This is a genomic window from Blastococcus sp. OS1-29, from assembly GCF_057628075.1.
In genome coordinates this window covers 756,807-771,848 of sequence record NZ_JBXXJK010000001.1, presented here as the reverse complement: position 1 = coordinate 771,848, position 15,042 = coordinate 756,807, and the positions used below count along the sequence as shown (strand labels likewise).

Genomic DNA, 15,042 nt, shown 5'->3' with positions numbered 1-15,042 from the left:
GAACCAGCCAATAGTGACGTGACCGTTCCGGGGCGGAATCCGCTCGCAGGCTCGAGTCGTCCGGAGGGCGTCCTGCGCAGCCGTCGACGAGGACGGCCTTGTCCCGGCCGATGGGGAGGCGGAGTGTGCGCACTCCTGAACAAGCTCGACCCAGGAGAGGCCTTCACCAGATACCGGGCTCCGGTCGAGCTGATCCAGGCGAACGGCAAGATCGCGAGCGAATTCCTCGAGGTCACGGCGAACCCGGCACAGGGCAAGGGCGGAATGTGCTTCGGCGACTCCGGCGGCCCGATCCTTTTCGGTCGGACCATCCTGGCCGTCAACTCGTTCGTGACGAACGGCCAGTGCGCCGGCGTCACCTACGCCGACCGCATCGACACGGCCGCGGCACTGTCCTTCATCCGGAGCACTATCGCCGCGCACACCTGAATCGTCGGGCAACCAGGCCGCGCCGCCCTCGGTGAGGGGCCGGCCGGTGCCCCGGCTGGCCCCCACCGGTCGGGTCACGCAGCCGGCGTCGTCCGCACGGACACCACGTCGGCCGAGTTGTCGGCGCTACCGGCAACGGAGAAGAACGCCAGGAAGTCCCGGTCGATCGCGGCCAGCCCCTGGTAGTCACCCAGGAAGTAGCCCCGGGCGAAGGGTGCGTTCTCCATGTCGAAGTCCGGGTGCAGCCGGTTCTCGGTCCACGTCGCTCCCTGGTCGTGGGAGTGGGCGAGGAAGACCCCGGTCGGCACGCCCGGAGCCGCGGTGTTGTTCCGGAAGTCGTAGTAGAGGACGCCCACCGTTCCGTCAGAAGCGACCGCCACAGCAGGATCGAAGGCCGCCGCCGACGCCACCGGCGTCTGGTTCACCTGGACCGGCGCCGTCCACTTCGCGCCGTCGGTCGAGGTCGACAGGGCGACGTCGGGCGTCGTCCCACCGGAGAACCGGCCGTCGGCCCACACGACATAGATGCGGCCGGTGGAGTCGACGGCGATGTCGGGGATGTCAGTGCCGGCACGCACCGGCTGCTGGGTGTCGGGATCGCAGACGTCTTCGACCCCGCACCCCTGGACGTCGACGAAGTTCGCGATCTTGATGACCCGAGACCAGTGGGCGCCGGCGTCCGTGGAGACCATCGCGCCGATGAAGCTCTGCTGGGGCGAGGGCTGCAGGCCGGAACCGCGGCTGGTCCAGAAGACGTCGACCAGGGTGCCGTTCGGCTGCACGGCGATCTGATTCCCGAGGGTGAACACGTTCGCGTTGCTCATCGCGGCCGGCGTGGACCAGTTCGCCCCGTAATCGCTGGTGAAGGAGAACATCGGCACGCCGCGATATGCGAACGAGTGGGCCTCGGACACCGGGCTCCGCGAGCCACCGGGAAGGCTGCCGCGGTCCCACACCGCGTAGACGTACCCGGGCCGGGTCGGATCGGCGGTGATCGACTCCTTGTCGTTGAAGACAATGGTGCTGTCGTCGCGGATCAGTGTCGTCGGTGCGTCCCAGGTCGCGCCGCCGTCCGTCGACTTCGACACCAGGACGGCGGAGGTCACCTCGTCGGCCGAGATCGACAGCGAGATCTGGTACGCGTTGCCCTGCGGGTCGAACGTGACCCACGGGTCCGAGGCGCGGTCGTAGACCGGGTCGCCGCCGGAGCACTCGCTGAAGGCCGCGGCGTTCTGGGTCCAGGACGTCCCACCGGTGGACGACCTCGAGGCGACGAGCCCGCGCGATCCGCCGGTGTCCCAGCGGTCCTGCTGGTAGACGCCGATGACGTTGCTGGCGTCCGTCGGGTCGACCGCGACGAAGGGCTCCACCTCCGTGTCCGGGTAGTTGGTGCCCGGCCCGCCGGCCGTGCAGCTGGGGTTCAGCGGGTTGACCGCTGAGGCCAGGACCGGCGCCCCGACGGCGTATGGACCGGCCCACGCGGGCTCGGCCGCGGCCACGAGCAGGGCGGCCGATGCACCGGCGATGATCAGGGAAGAGGAGCTGCGCAACGAGACCACCTCGCAGAGGTCGGAGGTCCGACGGCGTGTGGCCAGGACGGTCGATGCCGTCGGTGAAGTCGCCCCCCGCTGGCACGGCCCCGCCGCCCGATCGATCGCGCCAGGCGAGAGGGGTCGGTCCGCGGGCGGGACTCTAGGGGCTCCTACGTTCGGGGACCAGTGCCTCCGGCGCCGGCCGCCCCCCGACCGAAACGGTCTCGCTGTACGAGGCCGACGTGGTGCTCCCGCACACGTGGGCCCGGACGACACTCGGGTCCCGCGCCGCCCAGAGAGAGCGGCGCGGGTACCTTGGCGCCCGAATCCGCTCGGGGCACCCGGTCCCCCGAAACCTCGGAACGCGTCGCCCTCAGGCGGCCTCGGTGGCGTCCTCGCTGACGGACCGTATGGCCGACTGGAAGGCCTGGTGGCCGGCCTCGAGCTCGTCGCAGAACTGGGCGTGCTCGGCCGCGGCCCCGCCAGCACGGCCGATGCGGCGCATCAGCGCGACGTCGGTCGCCGGGTCCATCCGGATGCTGACCGGCGTGCTCGCCGCCGACCCGAGGTAGGGCAGCGTGGCCGCCCCGCCGATCGGCACGAGCGCGCCGTGGGTCAGCTCGTTCATGCCGCGCAGCAGCGGCTCGTCGAGGATCGCCGTCCAGCGGTGGATGCCGCGCTGCACCGAGAGCACCCAGCCGGCGTACATCAGCAGCTGGGCCATCCCGACCTTGCGGTACGCGGGGTGGACGGCGAGCAGCAGCTGGTCCACCGCCGTCCGGTCGCCACGGGCGAGGCCGAGCGCGGCCAGTGCGTCGTCCGCCGGCATCGACCACGGGGCACCCGCGAGGTCAACGACGGTCTTCAGCTCCTCGGCCGGCGCGGCCTGCAGGATCAGCGAGCCGACGGCGGTGCGCGTGACGCGGTCCAGCACGAGCAGGTGCGTCATCGTCGGCAGCAACGCCGCGTAGTGCTCACGCAGCAGGTCGGCGTCGTTGCCGAACGCGTCCAGGAAGACGTCGGCGGCGACCTGCAGGCTCAGCAGCGCGGCGGCGTCGTCGCGCCCCGCGAGGTGGACGCCGAGCCGGCGGGTGCCCGGGGCACTGCCGATCAGCTCGTCGACCAGCCGCTGGGCCTCGTCGGCGTCGAGCGCGAACGCCTCGGCGAGCACGCTCAGAACTCCTTGTGCACGATCTCGGTCGCGGCGAACCACTTCTCGGTGAAGCGGACCGCGGCGTCGGCCGAGAACGCCTTGCAGGTGTAGATGTCGACGCTGAAGAACTTCGGGTCGTCCCACGCGTAGAAGTGCGCCCCCGACGTCTCCCAGTGGATCCAGCCGGCCCAGCCGTAGAGATCGGACTGGTGCATCACCGGCGCGAGGATCTCGACCATGTCGAGCTCGACCGACAGCGCCGACAGGTAGGACGTGATGTCCTCGGCGGTGATCAGGTCCGTGGGCGTCCCCTCGATGACGAGGCGCTGACGATGGATGTGTGGAGCGAGATCACGCACGACTGTTTTCCCCCGTTGGACTGGCGTCTGAAGCAGCCGGAACCGTAGGCAGCCCGTGCAGCTCTCCGAAACGTCAGCGGGCTGTTTCTCACCCTCAGTGACCGGCGCCGTCACCCGTACGTGGACGCCGGTCCACCAACGGGTGGCCCGTTGTCGACGCGGTCGCGCGGCCGTTACGGTCCGTCGATGACCGACGACTGGCACCAGCCGCTCCGCCATCTGCGCGCGGCCGACCTGTCCGCCGACACCGGCCAGACACCCGGCATGCAGCGACTCGAGGCGGTCTCCGCGAAGACCGTCGGCTCGCAGCGGGTCTGGATGGGTCAGACGCAGGTATCGCCACGGACGGCGTCCGGCGACCACCACCACGGCGACTCCGAGACCGCGATCTACGTCGTCTCCGGCCACCCGGTCTTCGTGTTCGCCGAGGACGGCGAGGAGGTGCGGCTGGAGACGTCGCCCGGCGACTACGTCTTCGTCCCGCCGTTCACGCCGCACCGCGAGGAGAACCCGACCGACTCCGACGCCGTCGTGGTGATCGCGCGCAGCAGCCAGGAGGCGATCGTGGTGAACCTGCCCGGGCTCACCGGGCGCTGACGGCCGCCCGGGACGCCGCCGACGTCTCCGGCTCGGTGCTGAGCGGGCGCTGCTGACTGCGCTCCACCCGACCGCGCAGCCACAGGCCGCCGAGCAGCCCGACCAGGACGACGAGGCCGAGCAGACCGCCGGTCGCCGTCATCGCAAGGGTCATCCCGGGGCAGGTCGCACCCACCCCGAAGCCGAGCCCGAAGATCGCGCCGCCGTAGACGTGCCGCCGCTCGATCCGGTGGTGCGGCAGCGACAGGCGTCCCGCGTACCGGGTGCGACCGGTCCGGCGGAGGACGGCGAGACCGAGAAAGGCCGTGCCCATCGCGCTGGCCATCATCAGGAAGATGTACGGGTCCTGCAGCAGCAGCCCGTCGTGGATCGTGTCGTAGTCGCCGAGCCCGCTCGCGGTGAGCAGGAACCCGAACACGAGGCCGACGCCGAGCGCCGACCAGCGCACGCCGCGGGTCACAGCGCGCCGCCGGTCAGCCAGTGCAGCCCGAGGGTGATCGCCACGGCCACGGTGAAGAAGGTCGCCGTCACCGCGACGCTGTCCGGCGACGCCGCCGCACAGCCCGACATCCCGTGCCCCGACGTGCACCCGCCGGCCCAGCGCGAGCCGTAGCCCAGCGCCACCCCGACCAACAGCAGGACCGGCACCAGCAGCACCGGCGGCAGCACCTCGGACAGCCGCCCGTAGCCGTGCACCACGACCGGGGGCCCCAGCAGCGCACCGATGACGCAGCCACCGGCGAGGGCCAGCAGGAAGGTGCGCCGCCAGGCCTCGGGCCGCCAGCCCTCCACCGGCGCGATCGTCGCCAACCACGCGCCCGAGACGCCGAGCCGCGCGTTGATCAGCCCGTAGAGGGCCACGACGCACAGGCCGACGCCGGGACCGGCTACCCACCACGGCAGTTGTGCGCCGATGACGTCGAACATGGTGGGAAGCCTTTCGCCGCGAGACCGGCGCACAGACTGTCACCGCGGGGCCGTCGTGACCATGCCCGAACGAGCGCCCTGCGGCGTAGCGTCCGCCCTACGGAACCAGTCTCGGTCCGCGACGAGGGAGCACGCCATGGGTGACAAGTCCCCGCACGAGTCCCACACCAAGAAGGTCGCCGCGAAGTCCATCAAGGAGAAGCGGCTGGAGAAGAAGGCCAAGTCCGAGCACGCGCCGTCGCAGATGGAGACGGTCGTCCACGCTAAGCGGCACTGATATCCGCGGTCCGGGCCCGGCACCGCGTACCGTCCGCTCCACGGAGCCGTCCGAGGCTCCCGATGAGGGAGCGCACCATGGGTGACAAGTCCCCGAACAAGTCGACGAGCAAGAAGCCCGCGGGCAAGTCGATCAAGGAGAAGCGGCTCGACAAGAAGGCGAAGAACGACCACACCTCGCAGATGGAGACCGTGGTCCACGCCAAGAGGCATTGAGTTCGCAGGTGTGCGGTTCCGGGCAGCCGGAGCCGCACACCACTCCTACGCGGCGAGCACCGCGTCGATGAGGTGCGGGCCGGGCTCCTCCAGCGCGCGCCGCAGCTGGTCGGCCAGCTCCTCGGCCGTCGTCGCGCGCGTCGCCGGCACGCCCATGCCGGTGGCCAGCGCGACGAAGTCGAGCGCTGGGCCGCCGAGGTCGAGCAGCCGGCCGGCGCGCTCGCCGTCGCTGGCGGCGCCGACCCGCTCCAGCTCGTGCTGCAGGATCGCGTAGGACCCGTTGTCGCAGACGATCGTCGTGATGTCGGCCCGCTCCCGCGCGTACGACCACAGCGCCGAGATCGTGTACATCGCGCTGCCGTCGGCCTGGATGCCGATCACCGGCCGGTCCGGGCAGGCGATCGCCGCGCCGAGCGCCATCGGCAATCCGTCGCCGATCGCGCCGCCGGTCAGGCACAGCCAGTCGTGCCGCGGTGCGCCGGAGGTCAGCTCGGCCAGCCCGACGCCCGAGGTCAGCGCCTCGTCGACCAGGATCGCGTTCTCGGGCAGCAGCGCCCCGACGACCGCCGCCATCGCCCGCGGCGTGAGCTCGCCGGTGGGCAGCTCCGGCCGCGATGCCTCGAGCACCTCCGGCTTCGCGTCCGGCGCCGCCACCTCCGCGAGGGCCTGCAGCGCGGCGACGCCGTCCTCCCCCGGTGCGCTGAGCACGTGCACCGTGCAGTCCGCGGGCACCGGGTGGCCGGGCACGTCCGGGTACCCGAAGAAGTGCACCGGCGCGGACGCGCCGGCGAGCACCAGGTGCTTCGTGCCGGCCAGCGATGCGATGGCCAGCTCCGGCGGGTAGGGCAGCCGCTGGACGTCGGGCAGGCCCGCGCCGCGCACCGCGCGCGCCGGAAAGGTCTCCGACAGCAGCCGCACGCCGGTGCCGGCCGCCACCTGCGCTGCGGCGAGCTGGCCGTCGGCGTCCATCACGTCGCCGCCGAGGAAGAGCACGGTCGGCTCCCCGAGGGACAGCACCTTGGCGACGTCCTCGACCACCGATGGCGGCACCAGCGGCGCGGGACGGGCTGGGATCGGAGCGGCCGGCTCGGCGCCGTCCTCCCACGACACGTCGGCCGGGAGGACGAGGGTCGAGATCGACCCGGGGGCCGACGACGCGGCCGCGACCGCCTCGGCGGCGTCACTGGCGACGTCGGCCGGCGACAGCGAGCGCCGCACCCAGCCCGAGACCGTGCCGGCCACCGCGTCGATGTCGCTCTCCAGGGGCGCGTCCAGCCGCTTGTGCGAGCGCGCGTGGTCGCCGATCACGTTCACCATCGGGGTGCGCGCGCGGCGGGCGTTGTGCAGGTTGGCGACGCCGTTGGCCATGCCGGGCCCGAGATGCAGGAGCGTCGCCGCGGGGCGGCCGGCCATCCGCGCGTTGGCGTCGGCCGCGCCGGTCGCCACGCCCTCGAACAGGGTCAACACCGCGCGCATGTCGGGGACGTCGTCCAGGGCCGCGACGAAGTGCATCTCCGACGTGCCCGGGTTGGCGAAGCACACGTCGACGCCGGCGTCGACCAGCGTGCGGATGAGGGCCTGCGCGCCGTTCATCGTCAGCTCGCCTGCTGCACGTCGAAGTGCACGAAGGTCGCGCCGCCGGTGGCGAAGTTGCCGATGTCCTTGCCCGCCGCGCGTCCCTCCGGCGACGACAACGACTCCCCCATGGCCTGCTCGGAGTCGAAGTCGAGCTCGGCCACCAGGTACGGGGCCTCCTGCGAGGGGTCCAGCGACTGCGGGTGGCCGAAGGTGAACCGGACCAGACCGGGCTGGGCGAGCGCCAGGGGTGCGTGGGTGTCGCGGTAGTAGGCGTCGAAGGCCGCCGGGTCCTCCGGCTGTCCGTAGCTGACCACGAGCCTGTGCACCATCGCGCGCCCTCCGAGGGTCGGCCGGGCCCTGTCGCCCGGAACTTCCCAGCACACAACCAGGACGGTGCGACGCCCGCGAGTTCAGGACGCGGCCAGCACCCCCCGGCGCGACCGGACGGACAGCACCGGCCAGCGCCCCGACCAGCCGTGTCACCCACGTCCTGGCTCGGTACACCTAGAAGGTGAGCACCAGCCGGCCGCGCACCCCGCCGGCCTCGAGCATCCGGTGGGCGTCGGCCGCCTCCTCGACCGGGAACGTGCGCGCCACCCGCAGGGTCAGGACGCCGTCGTCGGCCTGCTGCCGCAGCCGGTCCAGCGCGGAGCGGTCCTGCGCCACGCGGCGGACCAGGGTCGGGAACACCCGCAGGTCGCGCGATCCGTCGCCGCGGTAGCCGCGCACGGTGGCCACCGCGCCGCCGTCCTTCACGGCCGGCAGCACGAGCGCGTCCTGCACCGCGCCGTCGGCCAGCCCGTCGACCCCCTCGGGGAAGTGCTCACGCATCCGGTCGGCGACGTCGTCCCCGCGGCGGACGACGACGTCGGCGCCGAGGGAGCGCACCAGGTCCTCGTCGGACTCCTTCGCGTCGGCGACGACGGTGAGCCCGTCGGCCTTGGCCAGCTGGACGACGTAGCCGCCGAAGGCGCCGGCCGCACCCGTGACCGCCACGACCTGCCCCGGCTGCAGCGCCATCAGGTCGAGCGCCAACCGCGCGGTGAGCGCGTTCATCGGCAGCGTGGCGGCGGCGACGGCGTCCGTGCCGGCCGGGGCGCGCACCACCGAGTCACCCGGCAGCACCAGGTCCTCGCGGTACCCGCCGTGCGCGCCGGACGGCACGACGATGGCCATCACCGCGTCCCCGGGGGCCAGGTGGTCGACGCCCTCGCCCACCTCGACCACCACCCCGGCAGCGTCCATGCCGGGCACCCACGGCGGCGTCTTGACCGGGTCGCGGTCGGCGTAGGCGCCGGCGCGGGCGTGGGTGTCGGTCGGGTTCACCGTCGCCGCGCTCACCCGCACCCGCACCTCTCCCGGGCCCATCGGCTCGTCGGGGACGTCGACGACGTGCAGGGCCTCGGGCCCACCGAACTCGGTCACTCCAGCTGCGCGCATGCCCCCTTGCTAACACGGCGGCAGCGACGCCGCCCGCGCCGGGACTCACAGGTGACGTGCAGCCACTTCCGGGCGTCGCCCCAGGTGAGGCCGCGATGTTGATCGCATGACCGCTCTGCTGCCCGGCACGTCTGACGAGGCCACTGAGGCTCCGGCCACCGTTCCCCGGCCGCCGGTGCTCGACGTCGTCGTCCCCGTGCACAACGAGGAGACCGACCTCGAGCCCTGCCTGCGCCGGCTGCACGCCCACCTGAGCGCGCTGCCGTTCCCCTTCCGCATCACCGTCGCGGAGAACGCGAGCACCGACGGGACGGTCGCGGTGGCCACCCGCGTGGCCGCCGAGCTGCCCGGCGTCGACGTGGTCGTGGTCCCGGAGGCAGGACGGGGCCGGGCCCTGCGGACGGCGTGGCTGCGCTCGGACGCCCCCGTGCTCGTCTACATGGACGTCGACCTCTCCACCGACCTCGCCGCGCTGCTGCCCCTGGTCGCGCCGCTGATCAGCGGGCACTCCGACCTGGCGATCGGCACCCGGCTGTCCCGGTCGTCCCGGGTCGTGCGTGGCGCGAAGCGCGAGGTCATCTCCCGCAGCTACAACCTGCTGCTGCGCCGGACGCTGGCGATCTCGCTGTCGGACGCCCAGTGCGGCTTCAAGGCCATCCGGGCCGACGTCGCCCGGCGGCTGCTGCCCCTGGTCGAGGACTCCGGCTGGTTCTTCGACACCGAACTGCTGGTGCTCGCCGAGCGCGCCGGCCTGCGCATCCACGAGGTGCCCGTCGACTGGATCGACGACCCCGACAGCCGGGTGGACATCGTCGCCACGGCCCGCGCCGACCTCGCCGGGATCGTGCGGATGCTGCGCGCGTTCGCCACCGGCCGGCTGCCGGTGGCGGAGCTGCGCGCGCAGATCGGCCGGCAGCCCCTGACCTCCCCGGTCCCCGGCGTGCCCCCGAGTCTGGTGACCCAGTTCGTTCGCTTCGCCCTCGTGGGAGTGCTCTCGACGCTGGCCTATCTCGCGATCTTCGTGGCGCTGCGGCACGGGGTGGGTGCCCAGGCGGCCAACCTCACCGCGCTGCTGCTGACCGCCGTGGCCAACACCGCGGCGAACCGGCGGCTGACGTTCGGCATCCGGGGTAGCGCCGGAGCGGCCCGCGCACAACTGCAGGGCCTGGTCGTCTTCGGTCTCGGGCTGGCGCTCACCAGCGGCACGCTGTGGGGCCTGCACGCGGCCACCGCCACCCCCTCGCGCACCGCGGAGGTGGCCGTTCTGGTGGCCGCGAACGCGGCCGCGACACTGCTGCGGTTCGTGCTGTTCCGCGGCTGGGTCTTCCGCTCCGGTCCGGCCGCCGTCGAGGTCGACCGCGCCGTCCTCGACCCGGAGACGGCCGCGTGACGACCACGATGCCGGCCACCGCGGCGGCGTCCCGTGTCGCCGTCCCTGCTGCCGGACGTCTCAGACCCCTGGTCCGCGGCCGCGAGGACGACGCCCGGTGGGTGCGCCCGGCGCTGCTCGCCCTGCTGGCCGGCACCGGCGTCCTCTACCTCTGGGGCCTGGGCGCTTCCGGCTGGGCCAACGCCTTCTACTCCGCCTCGGCGCAGGCCGGCTCGACCAACTGGGAGGCGTTCTTCTACGCCTCCTCGGACGCCGGCAACTCGATCACCGTCGACAAGCCACCGGCCTCGCTCTGGGTGATGGCACTGTCGGTGCGGCTGTTCGGTCTCTCCTCCTGGTCGATCCTCGTGCCCGAGGCGCTGATGGGTGTCGCGACCGTCGGCGTGCTGTACCTGGCCGTGCGCCGGGTCGCCGGGCCGTCCGCCGGGCTGCTAGCCGGCGCGGTGACGGCGCTGACGCCGGTCGCCGTCCTCATGTTCCGGTTCAACAACCCCGACGCGCTGCTGGTGCTGCTCCTGACGCTGGCCGCATACGCCCTCACCCGCGCCACCGAGAGGGCGAGCGGGCGCTGGCTGACCCTGGTCGGCGTCCTCGTCGGGCTCGCGTTCCTCACCAAGATGCTGCAGGCGCTGCTCGTCCTCCCGGCCTTCGCCCTGGTCTACCTCATCGCCGCCCCCACCTCGCTGCGGCGACGGGTCCTGCACCTGCTCGGCGCGGGGCTCGCGCTGCTGGTCTCCGCCGGCTGGTGGGTGGCGGTCGTCGAGCTGGTGCCGGCGTCGATGCGGCCCTACATCGGCGGCTCGCAGACCAACTCCGTGTGGGAGCTCATCTGGGGCTACAACGGCCTGGGCCGCATCACCGGCTCCGAGACCGGCAGCGTCGGCGGCGGCCGCGGCTGGGGCGAGACGGGCATCGTCCGGCTGTTCGCCGCCGACATCGGCGGTCAGGTCACCTGGCTGCTGCCCGCGGCGCTGGTACTCGGCGTGGCCGGGCTGGTCGCCGTTGGCCGCGCGCCCCGCACCGACCCGCGCCGCGCGGCGCTGGTGCTGTGGGGCGGCTGGCTCGTCGTCACCGGGCTCGTCTTCAGCCTGATGGCGGGCATCTTCCACGCCTATTACACGGTGGCCCTCGCACCGGCCATCGCGGCGCTGGTGGGCATCGGCGGCACGCTGCTGTGGCGCCGCCGCGAGCTGCTCTGGACCCGGATCGTGCTGGCGGCGACCCTCGGCGGCACCGTCACCTGGGCCTGGGTGCTGCTGGACCGGTCCCCGGACTTCCACCCCTGGCTGAAGTGGCTGCTGCTGGTGGCGGGCCTGCTGGCCGCGGTCGGCCTGCTGGTCGCCGACCGGGTGGGCCGTTCCGTGGCCGCGGTGCTGGCCGCCGTCGCCGTCCTCGCGTCCCTCGGAGCACCGGCCGCGTACGCCCTGGACACGGCGGGCACCGTGCACACCGGCTCGATCCCCAGCGCCGGGCCCACGGTGCTCGGTGGTGGCTTCGGCGGCGCTCCCGGTGGGTTCGCGCGCTTCGGTGGTGGCCGTGGGGCGATGCCGCCGCTCGGGATGACGAACGGCACCGGCCTCACCGGCGTCCCGGGCCCGCGGAACGGCTTCCCCGGCACCGGGATCCCCGGGCTCCCCGGCGCCACCGCGGGGACGACGGGAACGCCGGGCGCCGGCGGGATCGGCGGACTGCTCGACGCCGCGCAGGTGAGCGCGGACGTCTCGGCGGCGCTGTCGAAGGACGCGTCCTCCTACACCTGGGTGGCCGCCGCCGTCGGCGCCAACCGGGCGGCGGGGTACCAGCTCGCCGCGCAGCTGCCGGTGATGCCGATCGGCGGCTTCAACGGCAGCGACCCGTCGCCGACCCTGGCGCAGTTCCAGCAGGACGTCGCCGACGGCGAGGTGCATTGGTTCATCGGGGGCGGCGTCGGGATGCGCAGCGACAGCGGCAGCGACACGTCGCGGGAGATCGCGGCGTGGGTGGAGCAGAACTTCGCCGCCCAGACCGTCGACGGCGTGACCCTCTACGACCTGACCCAGCCCACCGGCTGAGAAAGGCCCCCCTAACGCTTGAGTGCGTAGGTCTTGAGCAGGCCGCGGCTGATGATCGTCTTCTGGATCTCGCTGGTGCCCTCGCCGATGAGCAGGAACGGCGCCTCGCGCATGAGCCGCTCGATCTCGTACTCCTTGGAGTAGCCGTATCCGCCGTGGATGCGGAAGGACTGCGTGGTGACCTCGGCGCAGTACTCACTGGCCAGCAGCTTGGCCATGCCCGCCTCGACGTCGTTGCGCTCGCCGGCGTCCTTCAGCTTCGCGGCCTTCACCATCAGCGCGTGCGAGGCCTCCACCTTGGTGGCCATCTCGGCCAGCTGGAAGGCGATCGCCTGGTGCTGGGCGATCGGCTTGCCGAAGGTCTCCCGCTGCTGGGCGTAGGCGATGGCCAGCTCGAAGGCGCGGATCGAGATGCCGCACGCGCGGGCGGCCACGTTGACCCGGCCGACCTCGACGCCGTCCATCATCTGGCTGAAGCCCTTGCCGGGCGTGCCACCCAGGATGTCCTCGGCCTTCGCCTGGTAGCCGTCGAAGACGAGCTCGGTCGTGTCGACGCCCTTGTAGCCCATCTTCTCGATCTTCCCGGGGATGGTGACACCGGGGACGACCTCGCCGAAGCCGGCGGGCTTCTCCACCAGGAACGTGGTCAGGTTCTGGTGCGCCTTCTCCGCGCCGAGCTCGGTGCGCACCAGCGCGGCGACCAGCGTGGACGAACCGCCGTTGGTCAGCCACATCTTCTGGCCGTCGATGACGTAGCTGCCGTCGCCCTGCCTGGTCGCCTTCGTGCGGATGCCGGCCACGTCGGACCCCAGCCCCGGCTCGGACATCGAGAACGCGCCCCGCACCTCACCGGTCGCCATCCGCGGCAGGAAACGCTCCTTCTGCTCCGGCGTGCCGTGCTGGATCAGCATGTAGGCCACGATGAAGTGCGTGTTGATGACACCCGAGACGCTCATCCAGCCGCGGGCGATCTCCTCGACCACCAGCGCGTAGGTCAACAACGACTCACCCAGCCCGCCGAACTCCTCCGGGATCATCAGGCCGAAGATCCCCAGCTCCTTGAGCCCGTCGACGATCTCCTGCGGGTACTCGTCGGCGTGCTCGAGCTCCTGCGCGTGCGGAATGATCTCCTTGTCGACGAAGCTCCTGACCGTCGACAGGATCTCGCGCTGGATGTCGGTCAGATCGGCGGTCTGCGCCAAGCGGGTCAACGGTCGCTCCTTCGGGACTGCGGTGTCCGTTTGTTACCCGGCAGTATGAGCCACCGATCCCGGCTGTTCGCGGTGTGCCTGATCACGCCCCGAACCGGAGGGCGGCTCAGAACAGCGGGTTCAGCCCGTTCCAGCCGACGCCCGCCCCCGCCCGAGCCAGCCAGCCTCCGCTCCCGTTGCCGGGGTAGAGCCACAGGATGCCGGTCGATGCCTCGCGGGCCAGCACGTCGGCGGTCCGGTCGCCGTTGAAGTCGCCGATGCCGACGAGCGCGTCCATGACGTTCCAACCGCTGCCGACGAGGACCCGGGCCCGCCAGCCACCCGTGCAGGTGCCTGGGTAGAGCCACAGGAAGCCGGTCGCGTTCTCGACGGCCAGCAGGTCGGGGCAGCCGTCGCCGTCGAAGTCCCCAGGGCTGAACGCCACCCGCATCACGGACCAGCCCGCGCCCACCAGTACCGGGGCGAGGAATCCGCCGTACCCGTTGCCGGGGTAGAGCCACAGCTTTCCCGTGGCGGCCTCCACCGCCAGCAGGTCGGGGAACCCGTCGCCGCTGAAGTCACCGGGGCCGGTCAGCGTGCTCATGACCTGGAAGCCGATCCCCACGACCGTCCACGGCCGCCAGCCGCCGCGGCCGTCTCCCGGGTACAGCCACAGGTTCCCGTTCCCGGTCTCCCGCGCCAGGACGTCGAGGGTTCCGTCGCCGTTCCAGTCACCGACGGTGTCCAGCCAGTCGAAGACGTTCCAGCCGACGCCGATCACCGTCGATCCCGGGCCGAAGGTGCCTCGCCCGGTGCCGCCGTAGAGCCGCAGGTCGCCGGTGGCCGGGTTCCGGACCAGCACATCGTTCGTCCAGTCGCCGTTCCAGTCCTGCGTCGAGTTCGACAGGCTCGACGGCGGAACAGGCAGTGCCGAGAAGTCGTAGCCGCCACAGGTGATGTCGTAGTCGCGGACGTCGTCGGTCCACTGCGCCAGGTAGACGCGCCCGCCGGAGAAGCTGGGCTGGGTGCACTTGTCCTGCGCCTCGGTCGGGTAGTCCAGGTGCCCGGCCGGCGACCACACCGGCACGCCGGGTTGCCACCACGAGCCGGTGATCGACTGCCAGGCCGACTGGTAGGAGTAGACCCCGTAGGGGCGCCCGGCGTCACGCAGCCCCCTCATCAACCCCTCGACGATGTACCGGTTCTCCCGCTGCTGGGTGGCCGAGGCGGTCGGCCACGGCTGCGCCGAGCGCGGCTCGACGTCGATCCACACCATCCGGGGGTCGAAGCCCGCACCGGACAGGCTGCTCAGTGCGTCCCGCGCCTCGGCGTACCCCACGTTGGACAGCTGCCCCGCCCGCGTGGTCGCCGACCACGGGCCCGTGGTGCCGTACTGGCTCAGCTGCGCCGACGTCGGGAAGGCGGCAATGGTGTACGCCTGCGCGGGGACGGCGTTCTGCCCCGCCCACCCGACCTGGCTCGCGAGGCACGGGTTCTGGGTGAACGGCAGCCCCCTGGTCAGGCCGATGACGACGAACTGGGCGGACGCAGGGGGCAGCGGCAGCCCGCTGCCACCGGCGGAGGTCGGGCACTGCGGCCAGGAGATGTCATAACCGGCGAGGGTCGCGGCCGGGGCCGCGACGGTAGGGACGACGCCCAGCACGAGGCCGAGCACGACTGCGATGGACAGACGCCAGCGCGCCATGGTGATCACCTCGTCGACGCCGCCCACCGGTTCCGGCCCATGCGATGAAGAGTCGACCCCTGCCGCTTCCTGTGAACAGGGCACTTCGTCCGTCGCGCGGTCCACGACACGGCCGGCCGCGACGCGACGGTCGCCGAACCGATCCGCCGATCGTGGTGGAGTACCCCTGATCGGTGACAGCCGGAGGCGAGAGGACCCC

Annotated in this window: 16 protein-coding genes; 6 read left to right on the top strand and 10 right to left on the bottom strand. The window is 72.4% G+C overall.

The window, feature by feature from the left end:
• Positions 1 to 123: 123 nt before the first annotated feature.
• On the top strand, positions 124 to 429 hold the full coding sequence (locus AC2H4J_RS03855; RefSeq protein WP_487463503.1) for a trypsin-like serine protease: 306 nt from the start codon (positions 124 to 126) through the stop codon (positions 427 to 429).
• A gap of 74 nt (positions 430 to 503) precedes the next feature.
• On the opposite strand, the gene AC2H4J_RS03850 is transcribed toward AC2H4J_RS03855, so the two are convergent.
• The 3 genes from AC2H4J_RS03850 to AC2H4J_RS03840 form a co-directional block, all read right to left on the bottom strand.
• Positions 504 to 1,979: a sialidase family protein gene (locus tag AC2H4J_RS03850; RefSeq protein WP_487463502.1), complete on the bottom strand. Its 1,476-nt coding sequence runs from the start codon at positions 1,977 to 1,979 to the stop codon at positions 504 to 506.
• Between the two features lie 355 nt (positions 1,980 to 2,334).
• Positions 2,335 to 3,132 (bottom strand): hypothetical protein, encoded by a 798-nt coding sequence (locus tag AC2H4J_RS03845; protein ID WP_487463501.1) that lies wholly within the window; start codon positions 3,130 to 3,132, stop codon positions 2,335 to 2,337.
• 2 nt (positions 3,133 to 3,134) lie between these two features.
• Complete coding sequence (locus AC2H4J_RS03840) at positions 3,135 to 3,473, bottom strand: S-adenosylmethionine decarboxylase (RefSeq protein WP_487463500.1); 339 nt, start codon at positions 3,471 to 3,473, stop codon at positions 3,135 to 3,137.
• Positions 3,474 to 3,659: 186 nt separating this feature from the next.
• Here AC2H4J_RS03840 and AC2H4J_RS03835 point away from each other — a divergent pair, with 186 nt between their 5' ends.
• The gene (locus AC2H4J_RS03835; protein ID WP_487463499.1) at positions 3,660 to 4,070 is read left to right on the top strand and encodes a cupin domain-containing protein; all 411 of its coding nucleotides are present in this window, start codon (positions 3,660 to 3,662) and stop codon (positions 4,068 to 4,070) included.
• On the opposite strand, the gene AC2H4J_RS03830 is transcribed toward AC2H4J_RS03835, so the two are convergent.
• Positions 4,057 to 4,530, bottom strand: coding sequence for a DUF6691 family protein (locus AC2H4J_RS03830; RefSeq protein WP_487463498.1), 474 nt, complete (start codon positions 4,528 to 4,530; stop codon positions 4,057 to 4,059). The genes AC2H4J_RS03835 and AC2H4J_RS03830 overlap by 14 nt on opposite strands.
• Positions 4,527 to 4,997: a YeeE/YedE family protein gene (locus tag AC2H4J_RS03825; protein WP_487463497.1), complete on the bottom strand. Its 471-nt coding sequence runs from the start codon at positions 4,995 to 4,997 to the stop codon at positions 4,527 to 4,529. Before AC2H4J_RS03825 ends, AC2H4J_RS03830 begins: the two co-directional genes overlap by 4 nt.
• A 136-nt stretch (positions 4,998 to 5,133) precedes the next feature.
• Here AC2H4J_RS03825 and AC2H4J_RS03820 point away from each other — a divergent pair, with 136 nt between their 5' ends.
• Both AC2H4J_RS03820 and AC2H4J_RS03815 read left to right on the top strand, forming a co-directional pair.
• The gene (locus AC2H4J_RS03820; protein WP_487463496.1) at positions 5,134 to 5,274 is read left to right on the top strand and encodes a hypothetical protein; all 141 of its coding nucleotides are present in this window, start codon (positions 5,134 to 5,136) and stop codon (positions 5,272 to 5,274) included.
• A gap of 77 nt (positions 5,275 to 5,351) precedes the next feature.
• Positions 5,352 to 5,489, top strand: coding sequence for a hypothetical protein (locus tag AC2H4J_RS03815; protein WP_487463495.1), 138 nt, complete (start codon positions 5,352 to 5,354; stop codon positions 5,487 to 5,489).
• A gap of 45 nt (positions 5,490 to 5,534) precedes the next feature.
• Here AC2H4J_RS03815 and AC2H4J_RS03810 read toward each other — a convergent pair whose 3' ends face one another.
• The 3 genes from AC2H4J_RS03810 to AC2H4J_RS03800 form a co-directional block, all read right to left on the bottom strand.
• Positions 5,535 to 7,082, bottom strand: a complete 1,548-nt coding sequence (locus AC2H4J_RS03810) for an acetolactate synthase large subunit (RefSeq protein WP_487463494.1) — start codon at positions 7,080 to 7,082, stop codon at positions 5,535 to 5,537.
• 2 nt (positions 7,083 to 7,084) lie between these two features.
• Positions 7,085 to 7,396 carry an EthD family reductase gene (locus AC2H4J_RS03805; RefSeq protein ID WP_487463493.1) on the bottom strand — a complete coding sequence of 104 codons (312 nt, stop codon included), beginning with the start codon at positions 7,394 to 7,396 and terminating at the stop codon, positions 7,085 to 7,087.
• A 175-nt stretch (positions 7,397 to 7,571) separates the two neighbouring features.
• Positions 7,572 to 8,507, bottom strand: coding sequence for a quinone oxidoreductase family protein (locus AC2H4J_RS03800; RefSeq protein WP_487463492.1), 936 nt, complete (start codon positions 8,505 to 8,507; stop codon positions 7,572 to 7,574).
• A gap of 106 nt (positions 8,508 to 8,613) precedes the next feature.
• On the opposite strand from AC2H4J_RS03800, the gene AC2H4J_RS03795 reads away from it, so the two are divergent.
• Both AC2H4J_RS03795 and AC2H4J_RS03790 read left to right on the top strand, forming a co-directional pair.
• The gene (locus AC2H4J_RS03795; RefSeq protein ID WP_487463491.1) at positions 8,614 to 9,897 is read left to right on the top strand and encodes a bifunctional glycosyltransferase family 2/GtrA family protein; all 1,284 of its coding nucleotides are present in this window, start codon (positions 8,614 to 8,616) and stop codon (positions 9,895 to 9,897) included.
• On the top strand, positions 9,894 to 11,948 hold the full coding sequence (locus AC2H4J_RS03790) for an ArnT family glycosyltransferase (RefSeq protein WP_487463490.1): 2,055 nt from the start codon (positions 9,894 to 9,896) through the stop codon (positions 11,946 to 11,948). The genes AC2H4J_RS03795 and AC2H4J_RS03790 overlap by 4 nt, the downstream gene beginning before the upstream one ends.
• 11 nt (positions 11,949 to 11,959) lie before the next feature.
• On the opposite strand, the gene AC2H4J_RS03785 is transcribed toward AC2H4J_RS03790, so the two are convergent.
• Together AC2H4J_RS03785 and AC2H4J_RS03780 are read right to left on the bottom strand one after the other, a co-directional pair.
• Positions 11,960 to 13,159, bottom strand: a complete 1,200-nt coding sequence (locus AC2H4J_RS03785; RefSeq protein ID WP_487463489.1) for an acyl-CoA dehydrogenase family protein — start codon at positions 13,157 to 13,159, stop codon at positions 11,960 to 11,962.
• A 106-nt stretch (positions 13,160 to 13,265) separates the two neighbouring features.
• The gene (locus AC2H4J_RS03780) at positions 13,266 to 14,843 is read right to left on the bottom strand and encodes an FG-GAP-like repeat-containing protein (protein ID WP_487463488.1); all 1,578 of its coding nucleotides are present in this window, start codon (positions 14,841 to 14,843) and stop codon (positions 13,266 to 13,268) included.
• Positions 14,844 to 15,042 lie beyond the last annotated feature (199 nt).

Excerpts from the sequence above, each read along its gene's own strand:
- AC2H4J_RS03835 (WP_487463499.1), top strand. The coding sequence starts at position 3,660 with ATGACCGACGACTGGCACCAGCCGCTCCGCCATCTGCGCGCGGCCGAC.
- AC2H4J_RS03825 (WP_487463497.1), bottom strand. The coding sequence starts at position 4,997 with ATGTTCGACGTCATCGGCGCACAACTGCCGTGGTGGGTAGCCGGTCCC.
- AC2H4J_RS03820 (WP_487463496.1), top strand. The coding sequence starts at position 5,134 with ATGGGTGACAAGTCCCCGCACGAGTCCCACACCAAGAAGGTCGCCGCG.
- AC2H4J_RS03815 (WP_487463495.1), top strand. The coding sequence starts at position 5,352 with ATGGGTGACAAGTCCCCGAACAAGTCGACGAGCAAGAAGCCCGCGGGC.
- AC2H4J_RS03810 (WP_487463494.1), bottom strand. The coding sequence starts at position 7,082 with ATGAACGGCGCGCAGGCCCTCATCCGCACGCTGGTCGACGCCGGCGTC.
- AC2H4J_RS03805 (WP_487463493.1), bottom strand. The coding sequence starts at position 7,396 with ATGGTGCACAGGCTCGTGGTCAGCTACGGACAGCCGGAGGACCCGGCG.
- AC2H4J_RS03800 (WP_487463492.1), bottom strand. The coding sequence starts at position 8,507 with ATGCGCGCAGCTGGAGTGACCGAGTTCGGTGGGCCCGAGGCCCTGCAC.
- AC2H4J_RS03795 (WP_487463491.1), top strand. The coding sequence starts at position 8,614 with ATGACCGCTCTGCTGCCCGGCACGTCTGACGAGGCCACTGAGGCTCCG.
- AC2H4J_RS03780 (WP_487463488.1), bottom strand. The coding sequence starts at position 14,843 with ATGGCGCGCTGGCGTCTGTCCATCGCAGTCGTGCTCGGCCTCGTGCTG.